Source organism: Hydrogenophaga sp. ZJX-1, from assembly GCF_048590325.1.
Classification (GTDB): domain Bacteria; phylum Pseudomonadota; class Gammaproteobacteria; order Burkholderiales; family Burkholderiaceae_C; genus Hydrogenophaga.
Map to the genome: position 1 here is coordinate 602,945 of NZ_JBMBRA010000004.1, position 20,616 is coordinate 623,560.

Consider the following 20,616-nt stretch of genomic DNA (forward strand, 5'->3'; position numbering starts at 1 on the left):
GGAGGAATGAGCGGAGCGGTCACCTCCGCGGTAAACGCAGGTAGGTTGATTTCGGTTTATTTCGCACCCTCCACGATCCACTTGGCAAGGGTCTTGGCGTCGGCCGCCGAAAGCTGGTCCTGGGCCGGCATGGGCACGGCCCCCCAGACACCCGAACCACCCGACTTGATCTTGCCTTCCAGGTAGGTCTCGGCGTCGGCCTTGCCCTTGTATTTGGCGGAGATTTCGTTGAAGCCAGGGCCGACGATCTTGCTCTTCAACCCATGGCAGGCGGTGCAGGCATTGGTGTTGAGCATGCCTTTGGCATCCGCGCCGCCCGAGGCCGTCCGGGCGGCCAGCACCACGGGTGCCGGAGCAGTCGAACCCACGGGGCCCTTGGGTGCTGGCTTGGTGGTATCGGTACCCCGTACCGGACCGATCACGCGGTTCTGCTCCTGGATGTTGCCGTGGGCGTCGCGGGCAAAGTCCGGCAGGAAAGAGTGCACTTTGGGATCGACCGAACAGTCCTTCATGCAGGCCACGTTCTTCACATCACCCTTGCCGTTAGCCTTCCACAGCGGCTCGTAGAACACCATGCCGTTGCGGTTGGGCATGCGTTTCTGCACCTCGGCGATGTTCTTGTCGGTCAAGGTGAAGTCCGCCGGAACGATCTCGGCCAGGCTCAGCAGGTAGGCCGTCACACCATAGACCTCGTTGGTGGTGAGCGTCTTGGGCGCGTTCCAGGGCATGGCGCGGTTGATGTAGTCCCAGATCGTGGAGACCGTGGCCACCTTCATGATGGTGGTCTTCTGGGGCGTGATGCTCTTGCCCTCCTCCAGACCCTTCACGCGACCGGTCTTGATGTCGTCCTTGGTGGTGCCGCCGATGATGGGCGTGAACACTTCGTTGGACTCGCCAAAGCTGCCGTGGCAAGACGCACACTTGACTTCCCAGACCGCTTCACCCTGCGAGACGCTGCCCGCACCAGCCGGCAGGCCTTTGAAGTCCGGGCGCACATCGATGTCCCAGGCCTTCACCTCGGCGGCGGTGGCATCACGGCCCATGTTGTGCCACGGTGCGGTCTGCGCAAAGGCAGAACCCAGCGAGAGCGCAGCCGCCAAGACAACGGCCTTCTTCGAAATTTTAAAAATGGATTTCATCAGTACACCTGCACGTTGGAGACTTCACCGTTTTCGGACACCAGCCAGCTCTGGATGGCGTTCTGGTGGTAGACGGACTTGGTGCCGCGCACGGCACGCAGCTGGTTGATCTTGGGCTGCACATAGCCCGTGCTGTCGACGGCACGGGCCTGCAAAATGGCGGGCTTGCCGTCCCAGACCCAGTCAATGTTGAAACGCGTCATGGCCTTGGGCAGGATCGGCCCTTCCAGGCGCGCGGTGCGCCAGTTGCGGCCACCGTCCACGCTCACGTCCACGCGCTTGATCGCGCCGCGACCCGACCAGGCCAGACCGGTCACGTTGTAGTAGCCCTTGTCCAGCAGGGTCTGGCCAGCCGAGGGCGTGGTAATGACCGACTTGCACTCCTGGATGCCGGTGTACTGGCGGTGCGTGCCATCGGGCATGTGATCGATGTAGTGCACGGCCTCGTCTTTGGTGGCGTACTTCTGGTCGCCCACTTCGATGCGGCGCAGGTACTTGACCCAGCTCACGCCCTGGATGCCCGGCACCACGAGGCGCAGCGGGTAGCCGTTTTCGGGGCGCAGCATTTCACCGTTCATGGCCCAGGCCACGATGCAGTCGTCCATGGCGCGCTCGATGTCGATGGTGCGGGTCATGGACGAACCGTCGGCGCCTTCGGCCAGCACGTACTTGGCGGCTTTCTTGTCGTAACCGCACATTTCCAGCAGGGTCGACAGCAACACGCCGGTGAACTCCGAGCAGCTCACCATGCCGTGCGTGTATTGCACGGTGGGAACGGCCACGTTGCCCCACTCGGTGGCGGAGTTGGCACCGCACTCGATGAAGTGGATGCGCGACACGCTGGGCAGGCGCATCAGGTCGTCCATGGTGAAGACGCGCTGGCGCTTCACAAGGCCGTTGATCATCAGGCGGTGCTTGGAGGGATCGATGTCCCACCATCCCTGGTGGTGGCGTTCGAAGTGCAGGCCGCTGGGCGTGATGATGCCGAACAGGCCCTGCAGCGGCGTGAAGCTCACCGAAGCCTGGTCCACACGGGTCAGACCCGGGCTCTGGCGACGACGCAGGTTGGTTTCCCACTTGCTGGGTTTGCCATAGCCATCTTCCATGGCCACCGCCTGGCCCAGCCCTGTGCTGTGCTCGGGCAGCTTCAGGATCGCTTCTTCGCCTTCAGCCGCCATGGCCCGGGTGGCCGCACCCGCCGACGCGGCGACGCCGGCGCCCATGGCCAGTGCTTTGCCCATGAAGCTGCGGCGCGCCTTGCGCGCCTGTTCGAGCTTCTCGGGACTCAGAAAATTTTCGGGCGCGGGGATCACGCGTCCAATCACTTCGCTCAGGTCTTTAGACACTTGCTTTTTCCTTCTGGTTGGCGGGGGGATTGCGTTTGGCCCTGGTTTTGACCTTGGGGCTTTGGCGCGGGGTCATGTCTTCAACAAAATGGTTGAAACTCTCACGGGAAACGGATGCGCTGTCGGCTCGACCAGCCACCTGGTTCGACACCGTGCGACACAGCTCGATGTACATGGGGTCGGCCACCTTGTAAAAAATCTGGGTACCCTCGCGGCGGCGCGACAGCATGCCGGCCTGGTACATCAGGCCGAGATGACGGGACACATTGGCCTGCGCCAGCGCGGTCACCTTGATGATCTCGTTGACACACTTCTCCTGCTGGCACAGCGCATGCAGGATGCGCAGCCGCGTAGGCTCGCCGAGCACGCTGAAATAGCGCGCCACGGACTCAAAAACCTCGTGCATGTCATCCACCGGTTGGTCTCCAGACTTGTTTGACTTCGGTCAATCAACTATATGATTGAATGCCTATATACAGATTAGTGTAAACCCGAATCCTCGCACTTTTCTGACAAGTGGCGCCCCACACCGGGTTCCAAAGCACGCGCCCGGTCAAGAGCCTCGCTGGCCAAAAAACCCTTACGGGGCACTGACTTATCGGTCCAGATGCGGACCAAATCTGATAGGGTTTTTACGGTTTGGAGGGTTTGATCACGGTGCTAGGATCAACCATCTAAATATGCGGAAGTACTGATTTTTCGCGCCCAAAGCCCCTCCGCTACAGTTTTAGATGGTGTTTTTCCCAACCACTCTTCTGGAGGTGACGATGATCAAAACAATGAAATGGCTGGCTGTGGGTGCGCTGAGTGCAGCGGCTTTGGGGGCGCAGGCCGAAGTGAGTCAGGTGCGCGTGTGGGCCGCGGCCTGCGCCAACTGCCACGGCACCATGGGCAAGGCCGAGACGGGCAATGAGTCGCTGGCCGGCAAGGACAAGGACGAGCTGATCCAGAAGATGATGGATTTCAAGACCGGCCGCAAGCCCGCCACCATCATGCACCAGCTGACCAAAGGCTACTCCGACGAGCAGCTCCAGCAATTGGCCACCTACTTCGCCAGCCTGAAAAAATAAGGAGCTCCAGCATGCAACGTCGTCAATTTGTACAAACGCTGGGCGCCGGTTCGGCGGTGGCCGGCCTGGGCCTGCTGGGTGGCTGTGCTGCCGGGGGCGCCAGTGGCGCGAAGGTGATCGTCGTCGGGGGTGGCTACGGTGGCGCCACCGCCGCCAAATATGTGCGCCTGTTCTCGGGCTATGGCATCAACGTCACGCTGATCGAGCCGAATCCGGCCTTCGTCTCCTGCCCGATTTCCAACCTCGTGATCCAGGGCAGCAAGACCATCGCCGACATCACCACCCCCTACGACAACCTGGAGAGGCGCCACGGCGTGAAAGTCGTGCGCGACATGGTCGCCAGCATCGACGCCGAAAAGCGCATGGTGAAACTCGCCAGCGGCGGCGAACTGCCTTATGACCGCCTGATCCTCTCCCCCGGCATCGACTTCATGTGGGACACCCTGCCCGGCATGGCCAAGCCCGGCGCGCAGGACAAGGTGCTGCACGCCTGGAAGGCTGGCGCCCAGACCGTGGCGTTGCGCAAACAGCTCGAAGCCATGCCCGACGGTGGCGTGTACGCGCTCTCGATCCCGCTCGCGCCGTACCGCTGCCCGCCCGGCCCCTACGAGCGCGCCTGCATGGTCGCCAACTACTTCAAGAAGGCCAAGCCCAAGAGCAAGGTCGTGATCTTCGACGCCAACGACGACATCCAGTCGAAGAAGGGCCTGTTCATGAAGGCCTGGAAAGACCACTACGACGGCATGATCGAGTACCGCCCCAAGCACAAGGTGGTCGACGTGGACGCAGCCACCAACACGCTGAAGTTCGAATTCAACGACGACTTCAAGGCCGGTGTCGCCAACGTGGTGCCCAGCATGCGCGCTGGCGCCATTGCCGTCACCACCGGCCTGGCCACCGCCAACAACCGCTGGTGCGAGGTTGACTTCCTCACCTTCGAATCGAAGGCCAGGAAGAACATCCACGTGCTGGGCGACTCGATCCAGATCGCGCCCGGCATGCCCAAGTCGGGCCACATGGCCAACCAGCATGGCAAGACCTGTGCCGCGGCCGTGGTGGCCCTGCTGGAAGGCAAGGAGCCGCTCTCGCTGCCGATCTACGCCAACACCTGCTACAGCTTCGTGACCGACGAAGACGTGGTGCACGTGGCCAGCGTGCACCGCTACGATGCCGAGAAGAAGACCATGCTCACGGTGCCTGGCTCGGGCGGTGTGTCGGTGGCGGCCAGCGAACTCGAAGGCCGCTACGCCCACGCCTGGGCGCGCAACATCTGGGCCGACACACTGGCTTGAATTGGACCACCCCCGCGCCGCCTGCGGCGTCACCCCCTCAAGGGGGCAGCATCTGCGGCCCGGCGAAGCCGGTTCCGCGATGCTCTGGGTGGCGCTGCTTCGTGCGTCGGGGACCGCGGTCCGGTTCTGTGGAGCAAAGGAAATCAAACGAATGAATGGCCTCAAATCATGGACTGGCGTCGCCTTGGGGGCGGCCCTTTTGCTCGGCGCCTCGGGCACTTGGGCGCAGGCTGACGAGGCCCGCGCGAAAAAGATCGCGGGCGGTTCCTGCTTCCTGTGCCATGGGGCGCAGGGTGAGTCCACCAGCGAGGTATTTCCCCGTCTGGCCGGGCAACACGCCGAGTACATCGCCAAGCAGCTCACGGCTTTCAAGAGCGGCCAACGCAAGAGCACCGCCATGGTCGAGATGGTGAGCAAGCTCACACCCGACGAAATGCTGGCGCTGGGCAAGTACTACGAAAAATTCAGCATCCCGCGCGAGGAGGCCAAAGATCCGCAACTCGCGGCGATGGGCCGGTACATCTACCACAACGGCAACAAGTTCAGCGGTGTTCCCGCCTGTGTGAACTGCCACGGAACCAACGCCGAAGGTGCGGCCAACCTGCCCCGGCTGGCGACACAGTTCTCAGGCTACATCCACACCCAGCTGAAGTCGTTCAACAAGCGCGACCGCACCAACGACAACGCGGTGATGCATGTGGTGGCGGCGAAGATGACGGAGCTGGAGATGGCGGCTGTTGCCGAGTACGTCAGCAGCAAGTAGAGGTTCCCCCCTGCGCCGCTGCGCGGCTTCCCCCCAGGGAGACCACGCCATGGGACCGGCAAAGCCGGATCCTCGGCGTGTGCTGGTTGACCTCCCCTCGTTGGCAGACAGATTCACCCTCCCCCCGCGCCGCGCTTTCAGCGCGTCACCCCCCAGGGGGCGATGCGTGTGGCCCGGCGGAGCCGGTTCCACCGCATACTGGGTTGGGACATTTCGCGCCGGAGGGGCTGTCGCTGTTCCCTCGCGATTGGCTCAGGCCACCTTGGCGGCGAGCTCGCCTTTGTCGTAGCGTTTCTGCATGGTCTCCAGGCTGTGCACCTGGGTGATCTTGCTGGCCATGCCCGCGGCGCCGAAGGCCTCGTAGCGGGCTGCGCAGATCGCCTGCATCGCCTTGGTGGCTTCCTTGTAGAACTTGCGCGGATCGAAGTTTTTGCGGTCTTCGGCCAGGTGCTTGCGGATCGCACCGGTGCTGGCCATGCGCAGGTCGGTGTCGATGTTGACCTTGCGCACGCCGTTCTTGATGCCTTCGACGATCTCTTCCACCGGCACGCCATAGGTCTGGCCCATGTCGCCGCCGTACTGGTTGATGATGGCCAGCCAGTCTTCCGGCACGCTGGACGAACCGTGCATCACCAGGTGCACGTTGGGAATGCGCTGGTGGATCTCTTTCACGCGGTCGATGCGCAGCACCTTGCCACTGGGCTTGCTGCTGAACTTGTAGGCGCCGTGGCTGGTGCCAATGGCGATGGCCAGCGCGTCCACCTGGGTCTTGCTCACGAAGTCGGCCGCTTCATCGGGGTCGGTCAGCAACATGGAGTGGTCCATCTCGCCTTCGGCGCCGTGGCCGTCTTCTTCGCCGGCCTTGCCGGTTTCCAGCGAGCCCAGGCAACCGAGTTCACCTTCCACCGACACGCCGCAGGCGTGGGCCAGGTCCACCACCTGCTTGGTGGTGTTGACGTTGTACTCGTAGCTCGACGGCGTCTTGCCGTCGGCCAGCAGGCTGCCGTCCATCATCACCGAGCTGAAGCCCGACTGGATGGAGCGGAAACAGATGGCGGGCGCGGCGCCGTGGTCCTGGTGCATGCAGACGGGGATGTGGGGGTACATCTCGATCGCGGCCGAGATCAGGTGGCGCAGGAAGGGCTCGCCCGCATACGAGCGCGCACCGGCCGAACCCTGCAGGATGACCGGGCTGTTCACCTGGTCGGCCGCCTGCATGATGGCCTGCACCTGCTCCATGTTGTTGACGTTGAAGGCCGGCAGGCCGTAGTTGTGTTCTGCCGCGTGGTCGAGCAGCTGGCGAAGGGAGATGAGGGCCATGGGGGATGTCCTTGGAAAGATGAGTTGAAGTCGGAAATCAGGGGGTCTCGGCTCTGCGCGCCAACACCTCGAAGGCCGGTAGCGTCTTGCCTTCCAGCACTTCGAGGAAAGCGCCGCCGCCGGTGGAGATGTAGCCCACGTCCTTTTCGATGCCGTACTTGGCGATCGCGGCCAGGGTGTCGCCACCGCCCGCGATGCTGAAGGCGCTGCTCTCGGCAATCGCCTGCGCGATCACCTTGGTGCCGTTCTCGAAGGCCGCAAACTCGAACACGCCCACCGGGCCGTTCCAGACGATGGTGCCGGCCTTCTTCAGCTGCTCGGCCAGCAGCTGCGCGGTCTGCGGGCCGATGTCCAGGATCAGGTCGTCGTCGGCCACATCGGTGGCGGCTTTCACCGTGGCCACGGCGTCGGGGCTGAAGCTCTTGGCGCAGACGACGTCGGTGGGGATCGGCACCGCCGCGCCGCGCGCTTGCATGGCGTCGATCACGGCCTTGGCTTCGCCGACCAGGTCGGGCTCGGCCAGGCTCTTGCCGATCTTCAGACCGGCAGCGAGCATGAAGGTGTTGGCGATGCCGCCGCCCACGATCAGGCCGTCCACGTTCTTGGCCAGGGCCTGCAGGATGGTGAGCTTGGTGCTGACCTTGCTGCCGGCGACGATGGCCACCAGCGGGCGCTTCGGGTTGGCCAGGGCCTTGCCGATGGCGTCCATCTCGGCCGCCAGCAGCGGACCGGCGGTGGCGATGGGGGCGGTCTCGGCGATGCCGTAGGTGCTGCCTTCGGCGCGGTGCGCGGTGCCGAAGGCGTCGTGCACGAAGATGTCGCAGAGCTTGCCGAGCTTGGCGGCGAGTTCGGGACTGTTCTTCTTCTCGCCTTTGTTGAGACGGCAGTTCTCCAGCATCACCAGTTCGCCGGGGGCCACCGAGAACTCGCCATCGACCCAGCGGGGCACCACAGGGATGCTGCGGCCCATGAGTTCCCCCATGCGCGCAGCCACGGGAGCCAGCGAGTCTTCGGGCTTGAATTCACCTTCGGTGGGGCGGCCGAGGTGCGAGGTCACCATGACGGCGGCACCCGCGTCCAGCGCCATCTGGATGGCGGGGATGCTGGCGCGGATGCGCGTGTCTTCGGTGATGTTGCCCGCGTCGTCCTGCGGCACGTTGAGGTCGGCGCGGATAAAGACACGTTTGCCACGGGCGAAACCGCTCGCGCACACGTCGCTGAATCGGAGGAATTTCATGGCGGCCATCCAGATCAGTTGCGGCCAACGTGCTGCACGAAACGCATCATGTTGCAGGTGTAGCCGTACTCGTTGTCGTACCAGGCCACGACCTTGACGAAGGTGCTGTCCAGCGCGAGTCCGGCTTCGGCGTCAAAGATGGAGGGCATGGAGCAACCGCGGAAGTCGGTGGAAACGACCTTGTCGCTGGTGTAGCCCAGCACACCCTTGAGTGCGCCTTCCGAGGCCGTCTTCATGGCCTTGCAGATGTCGTCGTAGCTGGCTTCCTGGTTCAGCTCCACCGTCAGGTCCACCACCGACACGTCGGAGGTGGGCACGCGGAAGGCCATGCCGGTGAGCTTCTTGTTCAGCTCGGGCAGCACCACACCCACGGCCTTGGCGGCGCCGGTAGACGATGGAATGATGTTTTCCAGAATGCCGCGGCCGCCGCGCCAGTCTTTTGACGAAGGGCCGTCCACGGTCTTCTGCGTCGCGGTGGCGGCGTGCACGGTGGTCATCAGGCCACGCTTGATGCCGAAATTGTCGTTCAGCACTTTGGCCACGGGGGCCAGGCAGTTGGTGGTGCAGGACGCAGCGGACACGATGGCCTCGCCTGCGTACTTGGCGTGGTTCACGCCGTAGACGAACATCGGTGTCGCATCCTTCGATGGCGCGGACTGCACGACCTTTTTCGCACCCGCGTCGATGTGCTTCTGGCAGGTATCGCCGGTCAGGAAGAAGCCGGTGGATTCGACGACGACGTCGGCACCGATGTCGTTCCACTTCAGGTTGGCCGGGTCCTTTTCGGCGGTCAGGCGGATTTTCCTGCCGTTGACGACGAGGTGGTTGCCCTCGACGGCCACGGTGCCCTTGAAGCGACCGTGCACGCTGTCGTACTGCAGCATGTAGGCGAGGTATTCGGGCTCCAGCAGGTCGTTGATGCCGACGATCTCGATGTCCTTGAACTCGGCTTCCTGCGTGACAGCGCGGAACACCATGCGCCCGATGCGCCCGAAGCCGTTGATACCGATCTTGATGGTCATGGGAAATCTACCTTTGAAGTGAGGAATAAAGAAATGGCGTTCAGCGGCGGGCTGTGGAGTGTCAACCCGCCTACTGGGTGGTCAACGCCGAAAAGTCGGGGATCACGCGGTCAGGGTTGCAGGCCTCGATGGGTTCACCCATGTTGTAGCCATAGGGCAGCGCCCAGACGGCGATGCCCGCGTTGCGCGCCGTGGCCACGTCGATGCTGGAGTCGCCCACGAACAGCGCACGATCGCTGCTCATGCCGAATTGCTTCAGGCAATCGGTGATACCGGCCGGGTTGGGCTTCTTCACCGGCAAGGTGTCGCCGCTGATGACGCGGTCGAACAGGGGCACCATCTGGTGCGCATCGAGCACGGTCTGGGTGTAGCGCCCTTCCTTGTTGGTCATCACCACCAGCTTCACGCCCGCTGCACGCAACGCCTCCAGGGTTTCGCGCACGTGCGGGTAGAGGTGGCTGCGCGTGCCGCAGCGCTGCTGGTAATGTTTGCCGAACTCGTGCTCGATGAGCTTGAAGCTGTCGGAGTGGCGCACCGTGTCGGCCGTGGTGTCGCCGGTGAACGCCAACGCCTGGATCAGCAGTTCGCGCGTGCCATGGCCGATCCAGTCGTTCACCTGCTGCTGCGTCACCGGCGGTAGCTGAAACTGGGTGAGCGTGTCGTTGACCGCGTCGGCGATCTCGGGGGCTGTCTCGATCAGCGTGCCGTCCAGGTCGAAGAGGATCAGGTCGTAGGGGTAGGACATGACGATCTCAGTGGGAGCCGGGGACGATGTGCTCGGGCAGCGCTTCTTCGCGGCGGTGCGCGGCGCGGTGCACCAGGGTGCGCACGGCATCGCACACGCGGGCGCTGGTGATGCCGAAGTGCTGGTACAGGTCTTTCGCCGGAGCGGATTCGCCAAACGTCGCAATACCCACCACCACACCGGTACGACCCACGTACTTGCGCCAGAAGTCCGGGTGCGCAGCCTCCACCGCCACCGTCGGCAGGGCCAGCGGCAGCACCATGTCCTGGTAGGCCTCGGACTGGCGGTCAAACACGTTGCTGCTGGGCATGGACACCACGCGCGTGCTGATGCCTTCGGCAGCGAGCGCTGCATGGGCTTCCATCGCCAGCGAGGTCTCGGAACCCGTGGCCAGGATCACCGCCTTCGGATGCTGGCCCTCGGCCAGCACGTAGCCACCCTTGCGGATCTTCGCGACCATGGACACGTCGCTCAGGCGCGGCAGGTTCTGGCGCGAGAGGCACAGGGCGCTCGGGCCGTCACGGCGCTCGATCGCGCAGGCCCAGGCCACGGCGGTTTCCAGCCCATCGGCCGGGCGCCACACGTCCAGGCCCGGGATGATGCGCAGGCTGGGCACGTGCTCCACGCTCTGGTGCGTTGGCCCGTCTTCACCGAGGCCGATGGAGTCGTGCGTGAACACGTGGATCACGCGTTGCTTCATCAGCGCGGCCATGCGGATCGCGTTGCGGCTGTAGTCGCTGAACGTGAGGAAGGTGCCGCCGTAGGGGATGTAACCACCGTGCAGCGCGATGCCGTTCATGATCGCGGCCATGCCGAACTCGCGCACGCCATAGCTCAGGTGGTTGCCCCAAGCGTCGCGTCCGGCCTTCACGCAACCTTTGAAGTTGGTGAGGTTGGAGCCGGTCAGGTCGGCACTGCCGCCGAAGAACTCGGGCACCAGCGGTGCCAGCACGTCGAGGGCGTTCTGGCTGGACTTGCGGGTGGCGAACGCATCGGCCTTGGCGGCGATGGCTTCCAGCACTTCGGGCAGCTTGTCGGCGAATGCGGGCAGCAGATCACCGGCCATGCGGCGCTCGAATTCGGCCGCTTCCAGCGGGTACTGCGCGCGGTAGGCCTCGAAGCGTTCGCGCCAGGCGCGTTCGGCCGCAGCGCCGCGCTCGGTGGCGTTCCAGGCGGTGGCGATCTCGGTCGGGATTTCGAACGGTGGCGCGGTCCAGCCCAGCTGTTCGCGCGTGGCCTGCACCTCGGCAGCACCCAGCGCGGCACCGTGCACGTCGTGTGTGCCGGCCTTGTTGGGCGAGCCCATGCCGATCACCGTTTTGCAGCAGATCAGCGTGGGTTTGCCGTGTGGCAGCGCGCCCTGCTTCTTCGCTTCCAGCAGCGCGGCTTCGATGGCGGCCGGGTTGTGGCCGTCCACGTTGGGGATCACGTGCCAGCCGTAGGCGTCAAAGCGCTTGGGCGTGTCGTCGGTGAACCAGCCTTCGACGTGGCCGTCGATGGAGATGCCATTGTCGTCGTAGAACGCCACCAACTTCGAGAGGCGCAGGGTGCCGGCGAGTGCGCAGGCCTCGTGGCTGATGCCTTCCATCATGCAGCCGTCACCGAGGAACGCGTAGGTGTGGTGGTCAACGATGTTGTGCGTGACCTCTTCGTCTTCGCGGTTGAATTCCTGCGCGAGCAGCTTCTCGGCCAGCGCCATGCCCACGGCGTTGGTGATGCCCTGGCCCAGCGGGCCGGTGGTGGTTTCCACGCCGGGGGTGATGCCCACCTCGGGGTGGCCTGCGGTCTTGCTGTGCAGCTGGCGGAAGTTCTTCAGCTCGCTCATCGGCAGGTCGTAGCCGGTGAGGTGCAGCAGCGCGTAGATCAGCATCGAGCCGTGGCCGTTGGACAGCACGAAACGGTCGCGGTCGGGCCAGTGCGGGTTGGCCGGGTTGTGCTTGAGGTGCCGGTTCCACAGCACCTCGGCGATGTCGGCCATGCCCATGGGCGCGCCGGGGTGGCCGCTCTTGGCTTTCTCGACGGCATCGACAGCGAGCATGCGGATGGCGTTCGCCATCTGGCGGGCGAGCTCGGGGGAAGGGTTGTTCATGGTGCGTCCTTGTGACTGCGTTTTGTCTCGTGGCTCTAGCGTTGACGGAGCGAAGTGCCTCTCACCTAGAACGCGGTGGAACCGGCTCTGCCGGGCCACTCGCGTTGCCCCCTGGGGGGGGTGACGCGCCCTCAGGCGCGGCGCGGGGGGGTCAATTCATGACGCGCTTCTTGCGCTCGACCATGCGCCAGATGAACGGCGTGAAGATCAGCTGCATCGCCAGCTCCATCTTCCCGCCCGGCACCACGATGGTGTTGGCGCGGCTCATCATGGAGCCGTTGATCATGTTGAGCAGGTACTGGAAGTCGATGCCCTTGGGCTGGGCGAAACGGATCACCACCATGCTCTCGTCGGCGGTGGGCACGTCGCGTGCCACGAAGGGGTTGCTCGTGTCCACGATCGGCACGCGCTGGAAGTTCACGTGCGTGTGCTGGAACTGCGGAGTGATGTAGTTCACGTAGTCGGGCATGCGGCGCAGGATGGTGTCGGTCACCGCGTCGGCGCTGTAGCCGCGCATGTTCTTGTCGCGGTAGAGCTTCTGGATCCACTCCAGGTTGATGACGGGCACCACGCCGACCAGCAGGTCCGGGTACTGCGCCACGTTGTGCTCGGGCGTGACCACGGCGCCGTGAAGGCCTTCGTAGAACAGCATGTCGGTGCCCTGGGGCAGGTCTTCCCAGGCGGTGAAGGTGCCCGGGTCCTGCTTGTAGGGTGCTGCCTCTTCGGCGTTGTGCAGGTATTTGCGGCACTTGCCCTGTCCGGTTTCGCTGTAGGTGCGGAACAGGTTCTCGATCTCGCCAAACAGGTTGGCCTCGGCGCCGAAGTGGCTGAAGTTGTTGTTGCCCGCCTTCTCGGCCTCGGCCGCCTTGACCTTCATTTCCTTGCGGTCGTAGCGGTGGAAGCTGTCGCCTTCGATGATGCCGGCCGTCACGTTCTCGCGGCGGAAGATGTTCTGGAAGGTGCGGGTGACGGTGGACGTACCTGCGCCGCTCGAACCGGTGATGGCAATGATGGGATGGCGTTCTGACATTTGTGTCTCCAAAGTTAAAAATCGCCCCCGCGCCGCCTTCGGCATCCCCCCTTCAGGGGCAACACCTGCCGTCCGGCAAAGCCGGCCCGGCGGTGTTCTGGTCAAGGCACTTCGCGCGCCGCGGGTCTGTTTCGAATAGGGGTCTGCTCGGGCCTCAGTCCCTGAAAAGTGACCGTTCGGCGAACAGCGGGTTCGCGTCGTCCTTGTAGGCGCCCGGCTCGCGGTGGTAGCGCTCGATGCGCTCCACTTCGTTTTTGCTGCCGAACACCAGGCCGATGCGCTGGTGCAGCGCGGTGGGCTGCACGGTCAGCATGGGCTCGCGGCCGGTGCTGGCGCGGCCGCCAGCCTGTTCGATGATCATGCCCACCGGGTTGGCTTCGTAGAGCAGCCGCAGGCGGCCGTTCTTGCTCGGGTCCTTGGTGTCGCGCGGGTACATGAAAATCCCGCCGCGCATGAGGATGCGGTGTGCTTCGGCCACCATGCTGGCGATCCAGCGCATGTTGAAGTCCTTGCCGCGCGCGCCGGTCTTGCCGGCCAGGCACTCGTCCACATAACGCTTGACCGGCGCTTCCCAGAAACGGCTGTTGGACGCGTTGATGGCGAACTCATGCGTGTCCTCGGGGATCTGCATGTTCGGGTGGGTGAGCATGAACTGGCCCAGGTTCGGGTCCAGCGTGAAGCCGGCCACGCCGTTGCCCACGGTGAGCACCAGCATGGTGGTGGGGCCGTAGAGCGCATAGCCTGCGGCGAGCTGCTCGGTACCGGGCTGCAGGAAGTCGGCCTCGACCACGTCACGCCCGCTGTCGATCACGTCCTGCGGCGCGCGCAGCACGCTGAAGATGCTGCCGACCGTGACGTTCACGTCGATGTTGCTGGAGCCGTCGAGCGGGTCGAACACCAGCATGTATTTGCCGCGCTGCATGGTGGCCGGGATCTGGTACGGGTGGTCCATCTCTTCCGAGGCCATGCCCGCGAGGTGACCGCCCCACTCGGTCATCTGCGTGAAGTACTCGTTGCTGATGACGTCAAGCTTCTTCTGCTCTTCACCCTGCACGTTGACGCTGGTCGTGACGTCGGGCGCGGGCTGGCCGAGCATGCTGCCGAGGTCACCGAAGGCCACCGTGCGCGCGATGGCCTTGCAGGCCAGCGCCACGTCGAGCAGCAGCGCGTTGAAGTCACCACTGGCGCTGGGAAAGCGGCGGCGTTGTTCGATCAGGTATTGCGTGAGGGTGAAGCGGCGGCGCGTGGTCATGGAGGGCTTTCGGGAAGTTGCTGAATTCGTTGGGAGGTGGCGCTGTGTCTCAGGCGCTGGCGTTCTTGCGGAGCTGCTTCATGACGGTGTGGTAGCCACCGTTGTTGTCGGGCGCGCCAAACACGGCGCTGCCAGCCACCAGGGTGTCGGCCCCGGCGGCCACGATCTGCGCGATGTTGTCCACCTTCACGCCGCCGTCCACTTCGAGCCAGATGGTCTGGCCACCGTTGGCCATGTGGGTGTCGATGCGCTGGCGGGCTTCAAGCAGTTTCGGCAAGGTGCCGGGGATGAACTTCTGCCCGCCAAAACCGGGGTTCACGCTCATGAGCAGCACCACGTCGAGCTTGTCCATCACGTGGTCCATCAGCGACAACGGCGTGGCCGGGTTGAACACCAGGCCGGCCTTGCAGCCGTGGTCGTGGATCAGCTGCAGCGTGCGGTCCACATGGCGGCTGGCCTCGGGGTGGAAGGTGATGATGTTGGCGCCGGCCTTGGCAAACAGCGGGATCAGCGCGTCCACCGGCTCCACCATCAGGTGCACGTCGATCCCGATCTTCACGTGCGGGCGGATCGCCTCACAGACCAGCGGCCCGATGGTGAGGTTGGGCACGTAATGGTTGTCCATCACGTCGAAGTGCACCAGATCGGCTCCGGCGGCCTCGATGGCGCGCACCTCTTCGCCCAGACGGGCGAAGTCGGCAGACAGGATGGAAGGAGCGATGCGGATGGTCATGGGAAGCCTGGAAAGTGAAGAGAAAGATCGCGGGGGCGTTCAGCGGTTGTGCCATTCCCTGAGCCGCGCCACATTGACCTGGCTCAGGTCGGGCACGACGCGCAACGCGCCCTTGAAATCGTGATGGGCGGTGAAGCTGTTGGGTGTGATGACCGTGTCGAGCCCGGCGGCGGTGGCCGCGCGCAGGCCATTGGCTGAATCTTCGAACGCCACGCATTCCGGAGCGCTCATGCCCATGTCGGCCAGCACCTTGAGGTAGACCTGCGGGTGCGGCTTCTTGATCGGTGCATTGCTCGCGTCGCCAACGGCCAGGAAATGCGAGCGCCAGTCCAGACCGATGGCCGAGCGCATGAGCGCGGCGATGTTGACCGGCGAGGTGGTGGTGGCAATGGCCAGTTGCAGGCCCTGGCCACGTGCTTCGTTCATGAGCGCCAGCACACCCGGGCGCAGCGTCACGGCGCCGCTGTTGACAGCGTTTTCGTAATATGCGGTCTTGATCTCGTGCAGGCGGTTGATGGTGTCGGTGAGCGCGCCGGCGTCCACCTCTTTCATGTCGGGATCCACCGCGCGCCAGTGGTGCAGCATGCGCTCCTTGCCACCCGAGATGTCGAGCAGCTGGGTGTACTGTTCGGTGCTCCAGTGCCAGTCCAGACCCTCTTGCCGGAAGGCGTGGTTGAACGCTTCCAGGTGCACGCTTTCCGTGTCGGCCAAGGTGCCATCGACATCAAAAATCAGGGCGTTCAGCATGGATTCACCTGTTCAGAAACCCCGAAAACACGGGGTGATGAACGGACTATAGGGATTGACTTAAATAAGGTAAATTCATGATTGTTTGCATTTTAGTTAAGCAATCACTTAATGAAGAACGCCACCTTCCGCCAACTCAGGGTTTTCACTGAGGTCGCCAAACACCTGAGTTTTGCCCGGGCCGCCGAGGTTTTGCACCTCACGCCACCGGCCGTGACCATGCAGGTCAAGGAACTGGAGGGCCATGTGGGCCTGCCCCTGTTCGAGCGCAACGGGCGCCAGGTGGCCCTGACCACGGCGGGCGAATACATGCTGGTCTACGCGCGCAAGGTGATCGCCACCCTCAAGGATGCCGAAGACGCGGCCGCGCGGCTGCAGCGGCTGGAGGTGGGCACGCTGACCATCGGCATGGTCAGCACGGCGAAATACTTCCTGCCGCGGCTGCTGGCCGAATTCCAGCACGAACACGAGGGGGTGGAAATCCGGCTCGCCGTGGGCAACCGCGAGCAGCTGGTGAAGATGCTGCACGGCAACGAGGTGGACATCGCCGTCATGGGCCGCCCGCCGAAAGAACTGGCCACGCGGGCCGAGCCCTTTGCTGCGCACCCGCATGTGTTCGTGGCACCGACCGACCACCCTCTGCTCAAGGTGGGTCACCCCACGGTGGACAGCCTGCGGCCCTACGGCTTCATCCTGCGCGAGCGTGGTTCCGGCACGCGCGCCGCGATGGAAAAATTTCTGGAGACGTCGCGCATGGAGCCGCGCGTGGTGATGGAGATGGCCAGCAACGAAACCATCAAGCAGGCCGTGATGGCCGGCATGGGCATCAGTTTCCTGTCGCTGCACACCATCGGTCTGGAGCTGGAGCACGGCCTGATCGCGACGCTGGACGTGGAAGGCACGCCCATCATCCGCGCCTGGAACGTGGTGCACACCTTGTCCAAGCTGCTGTCGCCCGCGGCCGAAGCGTTTCGTTATTTCATGCTGGAGCGGGCCGAGAGCCACCTGGCCGAAAAATACGGCAGCCTGCTCAAGCTGCCGCCCGTGCCGTCCGCGGGGTGAACGGCCGGGCACCACCGCTCTGACGGACCCGCCAGAACGGTGGTGATGCGGCCTTTCTTCAGAACTTGTAGCCGACCCCGACGGTGACGCCCTTGAGGGTGGTGTCGTCCTTGTCGTGGTAGATCATGTAGTCGGCGTTGAGCGAGAGCGCGGGGTTGAGCTTGTAACTCGCGCCGAGGCCATAGGCCACCGAGGTGGCGCTGTCGGTCGCATTGCCGACGGAGAGCTTGGTGCGTGCCGCACCCAGGCGACCGAAGAGCTCCAGTCCTTCAACCACCTCGATCTTGGGCTTGACGAAGACACCGACCATGTTGTCCACCTCGGCCTTGACACCGGAATTCATGCCGTTCACCTTCACGGACGAGTCCTGCGCGCTGAGACCGAGCATGCCCTCGACGGCCAGGTTGTTGCTCAGCTCATAGCCGATGATGCCGCGCACGTTGGACGGTTTGGAGGAGAAATCGAGACCACCGACGCTGCTTTCCAGCTTCAGCGGGGTGTAGCCGACTTCGCCGTACAGGCCCTCGGCCTGGACAGAAGCGGAGGCAGCGGCAAGCGTGGCCACGGCGAACAAAGGAATCAGGCGTTTCATGAACACTCCTTGAGCGTTGTTGAGGAAGCCCCAGTCTAGGGACGAACCTGCGCGAAAACGCCGCATGTGTTGAAGCGTTACCTGCTTTACGGAAGCGACGCAGTCGCAACGGCCGCGGACCTCAACGGGGATCGTGAGTGGGCATGTGGGCGCCCACGTGCACTTCACCGCGCACCTCGGCAAGTTCTACCTGGCGCTGCCGTTCGGCCAGCTGGGCTTTTTGTTCGGCGCTGCGCTGGTCGTGGCAATGGGCACAGCTCACGCCCTTGACGTAGTGCACCGAGGCTTTGTCCTCCGCGTCCAGCGGCCAGCGGCAGGACCGGCAGAGCTCGTGCGAACCGGTCTGCAGGCCGTGGCCCACGCTCACGCGTTCATCAAACACGAAACACTCGCCCTCCCAGGTGCTCTGTTCGGGAGGCACCTCTTCCAGGTACTTGAGGATGCCGCCTTCCAGGTGGTAGACCTCTTCAAACCCGTGCTTCTTCATCAACGCCGTGGACTTCTCGCAGCGGATGCCGCCGGTGCAGAACATCGCCACGCGGGGTTTCTTCTCGCCCTGCAAGGCGGGCTGGGCATCGAGCCAGGCGGGCAGCTCGGTGAAGGTCTTGATGTTCGGGTTGATGGCGCCCTGGAAGCTGCCGATGGCGACCTCGTAGTCGTTGCGGGTGTCGATGAGCACCACGTCCGGGTCGGCCACCAGGGCGTTCCAGTCCTGGGGCTTGACGTACTGGCCCACGGTCTTGTTCGGGTCCAGCCCAGGCACGCGCAAGGTGACGATTTCCTTTTTCAGGCGCACCTTCATGCGCAGGAAGGGCGGCTTGTGGGCCCAGGCTTCCTTGTGTTGCAGCGTGGCCAGGCGGGGATCGGCCCGCAGGTGCGCCAGCACCGCGCGCACGCCCGGCTCCAGGCCGGCGATGGTGCCGTTGATGCCTTCGCTCGCCAGCAGCAGCGTGCCCTTGACCTGGTGCGCCTCGCAACAGGCTTGCAGCGGTTCGCGCAGCGCCTCGAAATCGGGCAGGTCAACGAACTTGTAGAGGGCGGCGGTGAGGTAGCGCGGGGCAGATTCCATGGGCGGAATTATCCCCTCGCACCCGCCCCGCCTCACAACGCCTCGATGCGCGAAAGGTCGGGCCGCTCCAGCCACTGTGCGAACTCGTCGGCGAGTTGCGCGGCGGCGCCGGTGGCACCGCTCCAGACGCGCTGGCGGCTGTTGATGTCCTGGCCGTAGTGCGTGAAGTCGCTGCGGTCGGGCAGTTTGCCGTTGGGCAGGGTCTTGACCCAGGCCGGGTCGGGCGCGATCACCACCATGTGGTCCAGCGCCGGGCTGGAGCGGTGGCGGCGCTTCCAGGACTTGTCGAGCCAGCCGGGCACCACCGCCTGCTGGAAATGTGGGTAGAGCACCAGCGGCGCCGCCGGGTTGCTGCGGTAGCGCAGGTGCAGGTGGTAGTCGGTGATGCCACCGTCCCAATAGGGACCCGGTGGCGCACCCGCAATGCCTTGCACGGGCTGGAGCATGAAGGGAATCGAGCAGCTGGCCTGCAGCGCGTCCATGAAGTTGTCTTCGCGCAGGGGCGCCTGGCGCGTGCGAAGGTCGGCCGTTTCGAACGGGAGCATGGCCTCCGGCCGGGTGCCACCGTCCGCAGCTGGCGTCGAGAACACGACACGCTCCAGCCAGCCACCCAGCGCCCGGCGATGCACGGCGTTGGCCATGAACGCGCCCAGGTAACCCAGCGGTGTTCGCCATGGCCCGTCGCCCGCGAGCAGGTGACGCCCACGCGAGGCGACCACGTGCAGCTGGTAGCGCGGGTGCTGCAACACCTCACCGATGCGCCCGCCGAAAAAGGCCTGCAGGTTGCTGCGGAACTGGCGACTGATCTGGGCCGGCGTCGCGCGCTTCTGGCCGGACGGCAAGGCAATGTGTTGGGCGATGTAGTCGCGCTCCAGCCGTTCCAGCGCGCTGGCGGTGCCCTGCAGGCAGGCGGTGGCCATGCGCCAGGCACCGATCGAGGCGCCCACCAGATGCACCGGTTGAGCGCTCCGGGTCAGCCAGTGACCAAAGATGAAACGGTCCAGTGGACCCAGTATCAGGCCCTTGGGGCCACCGGCTGCGGCCGGCACCGTGCCCACGTCCTGCGGGCGCAGGCCGTGCTGTTCGATGTGTTGCCGTGCCTTGGGGCCGGCATAGAGGCGGAGCGCTTGCATAGGGCCACGATTGTCTCGCAGCCCGCGCTCATCGGACGCCAGGAAGGATCAATGCCCCTGGGCCACGGTTTCGGCTTCTTCGGGCTCTTCCACCTGGCGCGTGAGCGAGGGGATTTCTTCACCGATCACGGTATCGGGATCGATGCCGAGCACCAGGCCCACGGGATCGGGGTAGGTGTTGATCAGGCCTTCGCTGCCAATGGCCAGCTCTTCGGCGCGGGCGCGCCACGACGCGATGTGGATTACCCCGGCAATGGGCTCGTACACATCGTTGTCGAACGGCGCCACCTGGTGCTCGATCGCGTCGATCATCTTCTTGGGGAAACGCCACTCCCGTGCCAGTGCGGCGCCCGCCTCGGCGTAGCTGTAGCCGAACAGGCCTTTTTCAGCGCGGGCGCGCTTGAGGTCGAGCATGTGCAGGCTGCGGTCCAGATCGAGCATCGCCTCGGGCATGCCGACGTGCATCATCAGCTCGCCGATGCCGTGCACCAGTCCTGCGGTGAAGGCGGTGTTTTCGTCGATCTTGATCGGCAGCGCGATGTAGCGCGAGAGGTTGGCCACGTTGAGGCTGTAGCGCCAGAACTGGTTGAGGTTGATCCCGCCCACGCAGTGAAAGCCTTCGCCCATGGCCGCGCCGATCACCAGCGCCCGCACCTTGATCAGGCCCATCACATGGATGGCATCGCGCGCAGTGGCCACGGAGCGGTGCAAGCCGAAGAAGGCCGAGTTCGCCATCTTCAGCAGCTTGGCCGTGAGCACCGGGTCGTCTTCGATGTAGGCCGCAACCTGAAGCAGATCGACATCTTCCTGATTGAACGTGTCCATCAGTTTGCGAACCACCTTGGGAGCGGACGGCAGCGCCTGGGGTTGCTTGAGAAGTTTGTCGAGCTGCATGGTGACCTGCCAATGGGTTGGGTTGAAACTCAGAAAGTGGGGCGGTCTGTCTGCTATCGGCGGCGGGTGGCGGGACTGGAG

General features: G+C 64.4%; 20 protein-coding genes. 4 read left to right on the forward strand and 16 right to left on the reverse strand.

Annotated elements, in window-relative coordinates; genetic code table 11:
• Positions 1-56 precede the first annotated feature (56 nt).
• From ACN5W5_RS14785 to ACN5W5_RS14795, 3 genes are read right to left on the reverse strand one after another with little or no spacing between them, the layout of a single operon-like run.
• Positions 57-1,139 carry a c-type cytochrome gene (locus tag ACN5W5_RS14785; RefSeq protein WP_420049231.1) on the reverse strand — a complete coding sequence of 361 codons (1,083 nt, stop codon included), beginning with the start codon at positions 1,137-1,139 and terminating at the stop codon, positions 57-59.
• Positions 1,139-2,485 carry a sulfite dehydrogenase gene (gene soxC / locus ACN5W5_RS14790; protein ID WP_420049232.1) on the reverse strand — a complete coding sequence of 449 codons (1,347 nt, stop codon included), beginning with the start codon at positions 2,483-2,485 and terminating at the stop codon, positions 1,139-1,141. Before soxC ends, ACN5W5_RS14785 begins: the two co-directional genes overlap by 1 nt.
• Complete coding sequence (locus tag ACN5W5_RS14795) at positions 2,478-2,891, reverse strand: ArsR/SmtB family transcription factor (RefSeq protein WP_420049282.1); 414 nt, start codon at positions 2,889-2,891, stop codon at positions 2,478-2,480. The genes soxC and ACN5W5_RS14795 overlap by 8 nt, the downstream gene beginning before the upstream one ends.
• 361 nt (positions 2,892-3,252) lie before the next feature.
• Between ACN5W5_RS14795 and ACN5W5_RS14800 the strand changes: the two genes are divergently transcribed.
• The 3 genes from ACN5W5_RS14800 (at position 3,253) to ACN5W5_RS14810 (ending at position 5,610) form a co-directional block, all read left to right on the forward strand.
• Entirely contained in the window at positions 3,253-3,555 is a 303-nt protein-coding gene (locus ACN5W5_RS14800) for a c-type cytochrome (protein WP_420049233.1), read from the forward strand.
• Between the two features lie 11 nt (positions 3,556-3,566).
• On the forward strand, positions 3,567-4,847 hold the full coding sequence (locus ACN5W5_RS14805; RefSeq protein ID WP_420049234.1) for an FCSD flavin-binding domain-containing protein: 1,281 nt from the start codon (positions 3,567-3,569) through the stop codon (positions 4,845-4,847).
• 151 nt (positions 4,848-4,998) lie between these two features.
• Positions 4,999-5,610: a c-type cytochrome gene (locus tag ACN5W5_RS14810; RefSeq protein WP_420049235.1), complete on the forward strand. Its 612-nt coding sequence runs from the start codon at positions 4,999-5,001 to the stop codon at positions 5,608-5,610.
• Between the two features lie 252 nt (positions 5,611-5,862).
• Here the strand turns inward: ACN5W5_RS14810 and fba are convergent, their stop codons facing one another.
• The 9 genes from fba to ACN5W5_RS14855 all read right to left on the reverse strand — a co-directional run bounded on the left by fba (position 5,863) and on the right by ACN5W5_RS14855 (position 15,782).
• Positions 5,863-6,930 carry a class II fructose-bisphosphate aldolase gene (fba, locus tag ACN5W5_RS14815; RefSeq protein WP_420049236.1) on the reverse strand — a complete coding sequence of 356 codons (1,068 nt, stop codon included), beginning with the start codon at positions 6,928-6,930 and terminating at the stop codon, positions 5,863-5,865.
• A gap of 37 nt (positions 6,931-6,967) precedes the next feature.
• A complete protein-coding gene (locus tag ACN5W5_RS14820; protein ID WP_420049237.1) occupies positions 6,968-8,167 on the reverse strand; it encodes a phosphoglycerate kinase in 1,200 nt (399 codons plus the stop codon).
• A 14-nt stretch (positions 8,168-8,181) separates the two neighbouring features.
• Entirely contained in the window at positions 8,182-9,189 is a 1,008-nt protein-coding gene (gene gap, locus ACN5W5_RS14825; protein WP_420049238.1) for a type I glyceraldehyde-3-phosphate dehydrogenase, read from the reverse strand.
• A gap of 70 nt (positions 9,190-9,259) precedes the next feature.
• Complete coding sequence (locus ACN5W5_RS14830; protein WP_420049239.1) at positions 9,260-9,934, reverse strand: phosphoglycolate phosphatase; 675 nt, start codon at positions 9,932-9,934, stop codon at positions 9,260-9,262.
• A 7-nt stretch (positions 9,935-9,941) separates the two neighbouring features.
• Positions 9,942-12,023 (reverse strand): transketolase, encoded by a 2,082-nt coding sequence (tkt, locus tag ACN5W5_RS14835; RefSeq protein WP_420049240.1) that lies wholly within the window; start codon positions 12,021-12,023, stop codon positions 9,942-9,944.
• 151 nt (positions 12,024-12,174) lie between these two features.
• The gene (locus ACN5W5_RS14840; protein ID WP_420049241.1) at positions 12,175-13,053 is read right to left on the reverse strand and encodes a phosphoribulokinase; all 879 of its coding nucleotides are present in this window, start codon (positions 13,051-13,053) and stop codon (positions 12,175-12,177) included.
• A 154-nt stretch (positions 13,054-13,207) separates the two neighbouring features.
• Complete coding sequence (locus ACN5W5_RS14845) at positions 13,208-14,305, reverse strand: class 1 fructose-bisphosphatase (protein ID WP_420049242.1); 1,098 nt, start codon at positions 14,303-14,305, stop codon at positions 13,208-13,210.
• Positions 14,306-14,354: 49 nt separating this feature from the next.
• A complete protein-coding gene (gene rpe, locus ACN5W5_RS14850) occupies positions 14,355-15,038 on the reverse strand; it encodes a ribulose-phosphate 3-epimerase (protein ID WP_420049243.1) in 684 nt (227 codons plus the stop codon).
• A 39-nt stretch (positions 15,039-15,077) separates the two neighbouring features.
• On the reverse strand, positions 15,078-15,782 hold the full coding sequence (locus ACN5W5_RS14855; RefSeq protein ID WP_420049283.1) for an HAD-IA family hydrolase: 705 nt from the start codon (positions 15,780-15,782) through the stop codon (positions 15,078-15,080).
• Between the two features lie 114 nt (positions 15,783-15,896).
• On the opposite strand from ACN5W5_RS14855, the gene ACN5W5_RS14860 reads away from it, so the two are divergent.
• A complete protein-coding gene (locus ACN5W5_RS14860; RefSeq protein ID WP_420049244.1) occupies positions 15,897-16,847 on the forward strand; it encodes a LysR substrate-binding domain-containing protein in 951 nt (316 codons plus the stop codon).
• Between the two features lie 58 nt (positions 16,848-16,905).
• On the opposite strand, the gene ACN5W5_RS14865 is transcribed toward ACN5W5_RS14860, so the two are convergent.
• The 4 genes from ACN5W5_RS14865 to ACN5W5_RS14880 all read right to left on the reverse strand — a co-directional run bounded on the left by ACN5W5_RS14865 (position 16,906) and on the right by ACN5W5_RS14880 (position 20,535).
• Positions 16,906-17,439, reverse strand: a complete 534-nt coding sequence (locus ACN5W5_RS14865; RefSeq protein ID WP_420049245.1) for a porin family protein — start codon at positions 17,437-17,439, stop codon at positions 16,906-16,908.
• A 121-nt stretch (positions 17,440-17,560) separates the two neighbouring features.
• Positions 17,561-18,508 carry a rhodanese-related sulfurtransferase gene (locus tag ACN5W5_RS14870; RefSeq protein ID WP_420049246.1) on the reverse strand — a complete coding sequence of 316 codons (948 nt, stop codon included), beginning with the start codon at positions 18,506-18,508 and terminating at the stop codon, positions 17,561-17,563.
• Between the two features lie 32 nt (positions 18,509-18,540).
• A complete protein-coding gene (locus ACN5W5_RS14875; protein ID WP_420049247.1) occupies positions 18,541-19,641 on the reverse strand; it encodes a patatin-like phospholipase family protein in 1,101 nt (366 codons plus the stop codon).
• Positions 19,642-19,689: 48 nt separating this feature from the next.
• The gene (locus ACN5W5_RS14880) at positions 19,690-20,535 is read right to left on the reverse strand and encodes an HDOD domain-containing protein (protein WP_420049248.1); all 846 of its coding nucleotides are present in this window, start codon (positions 20,533-20,535) and stop codon (positions 19,690-19,692) included.
• Positions 20,536-20,616: the final 81 nt, after the last annotated feature.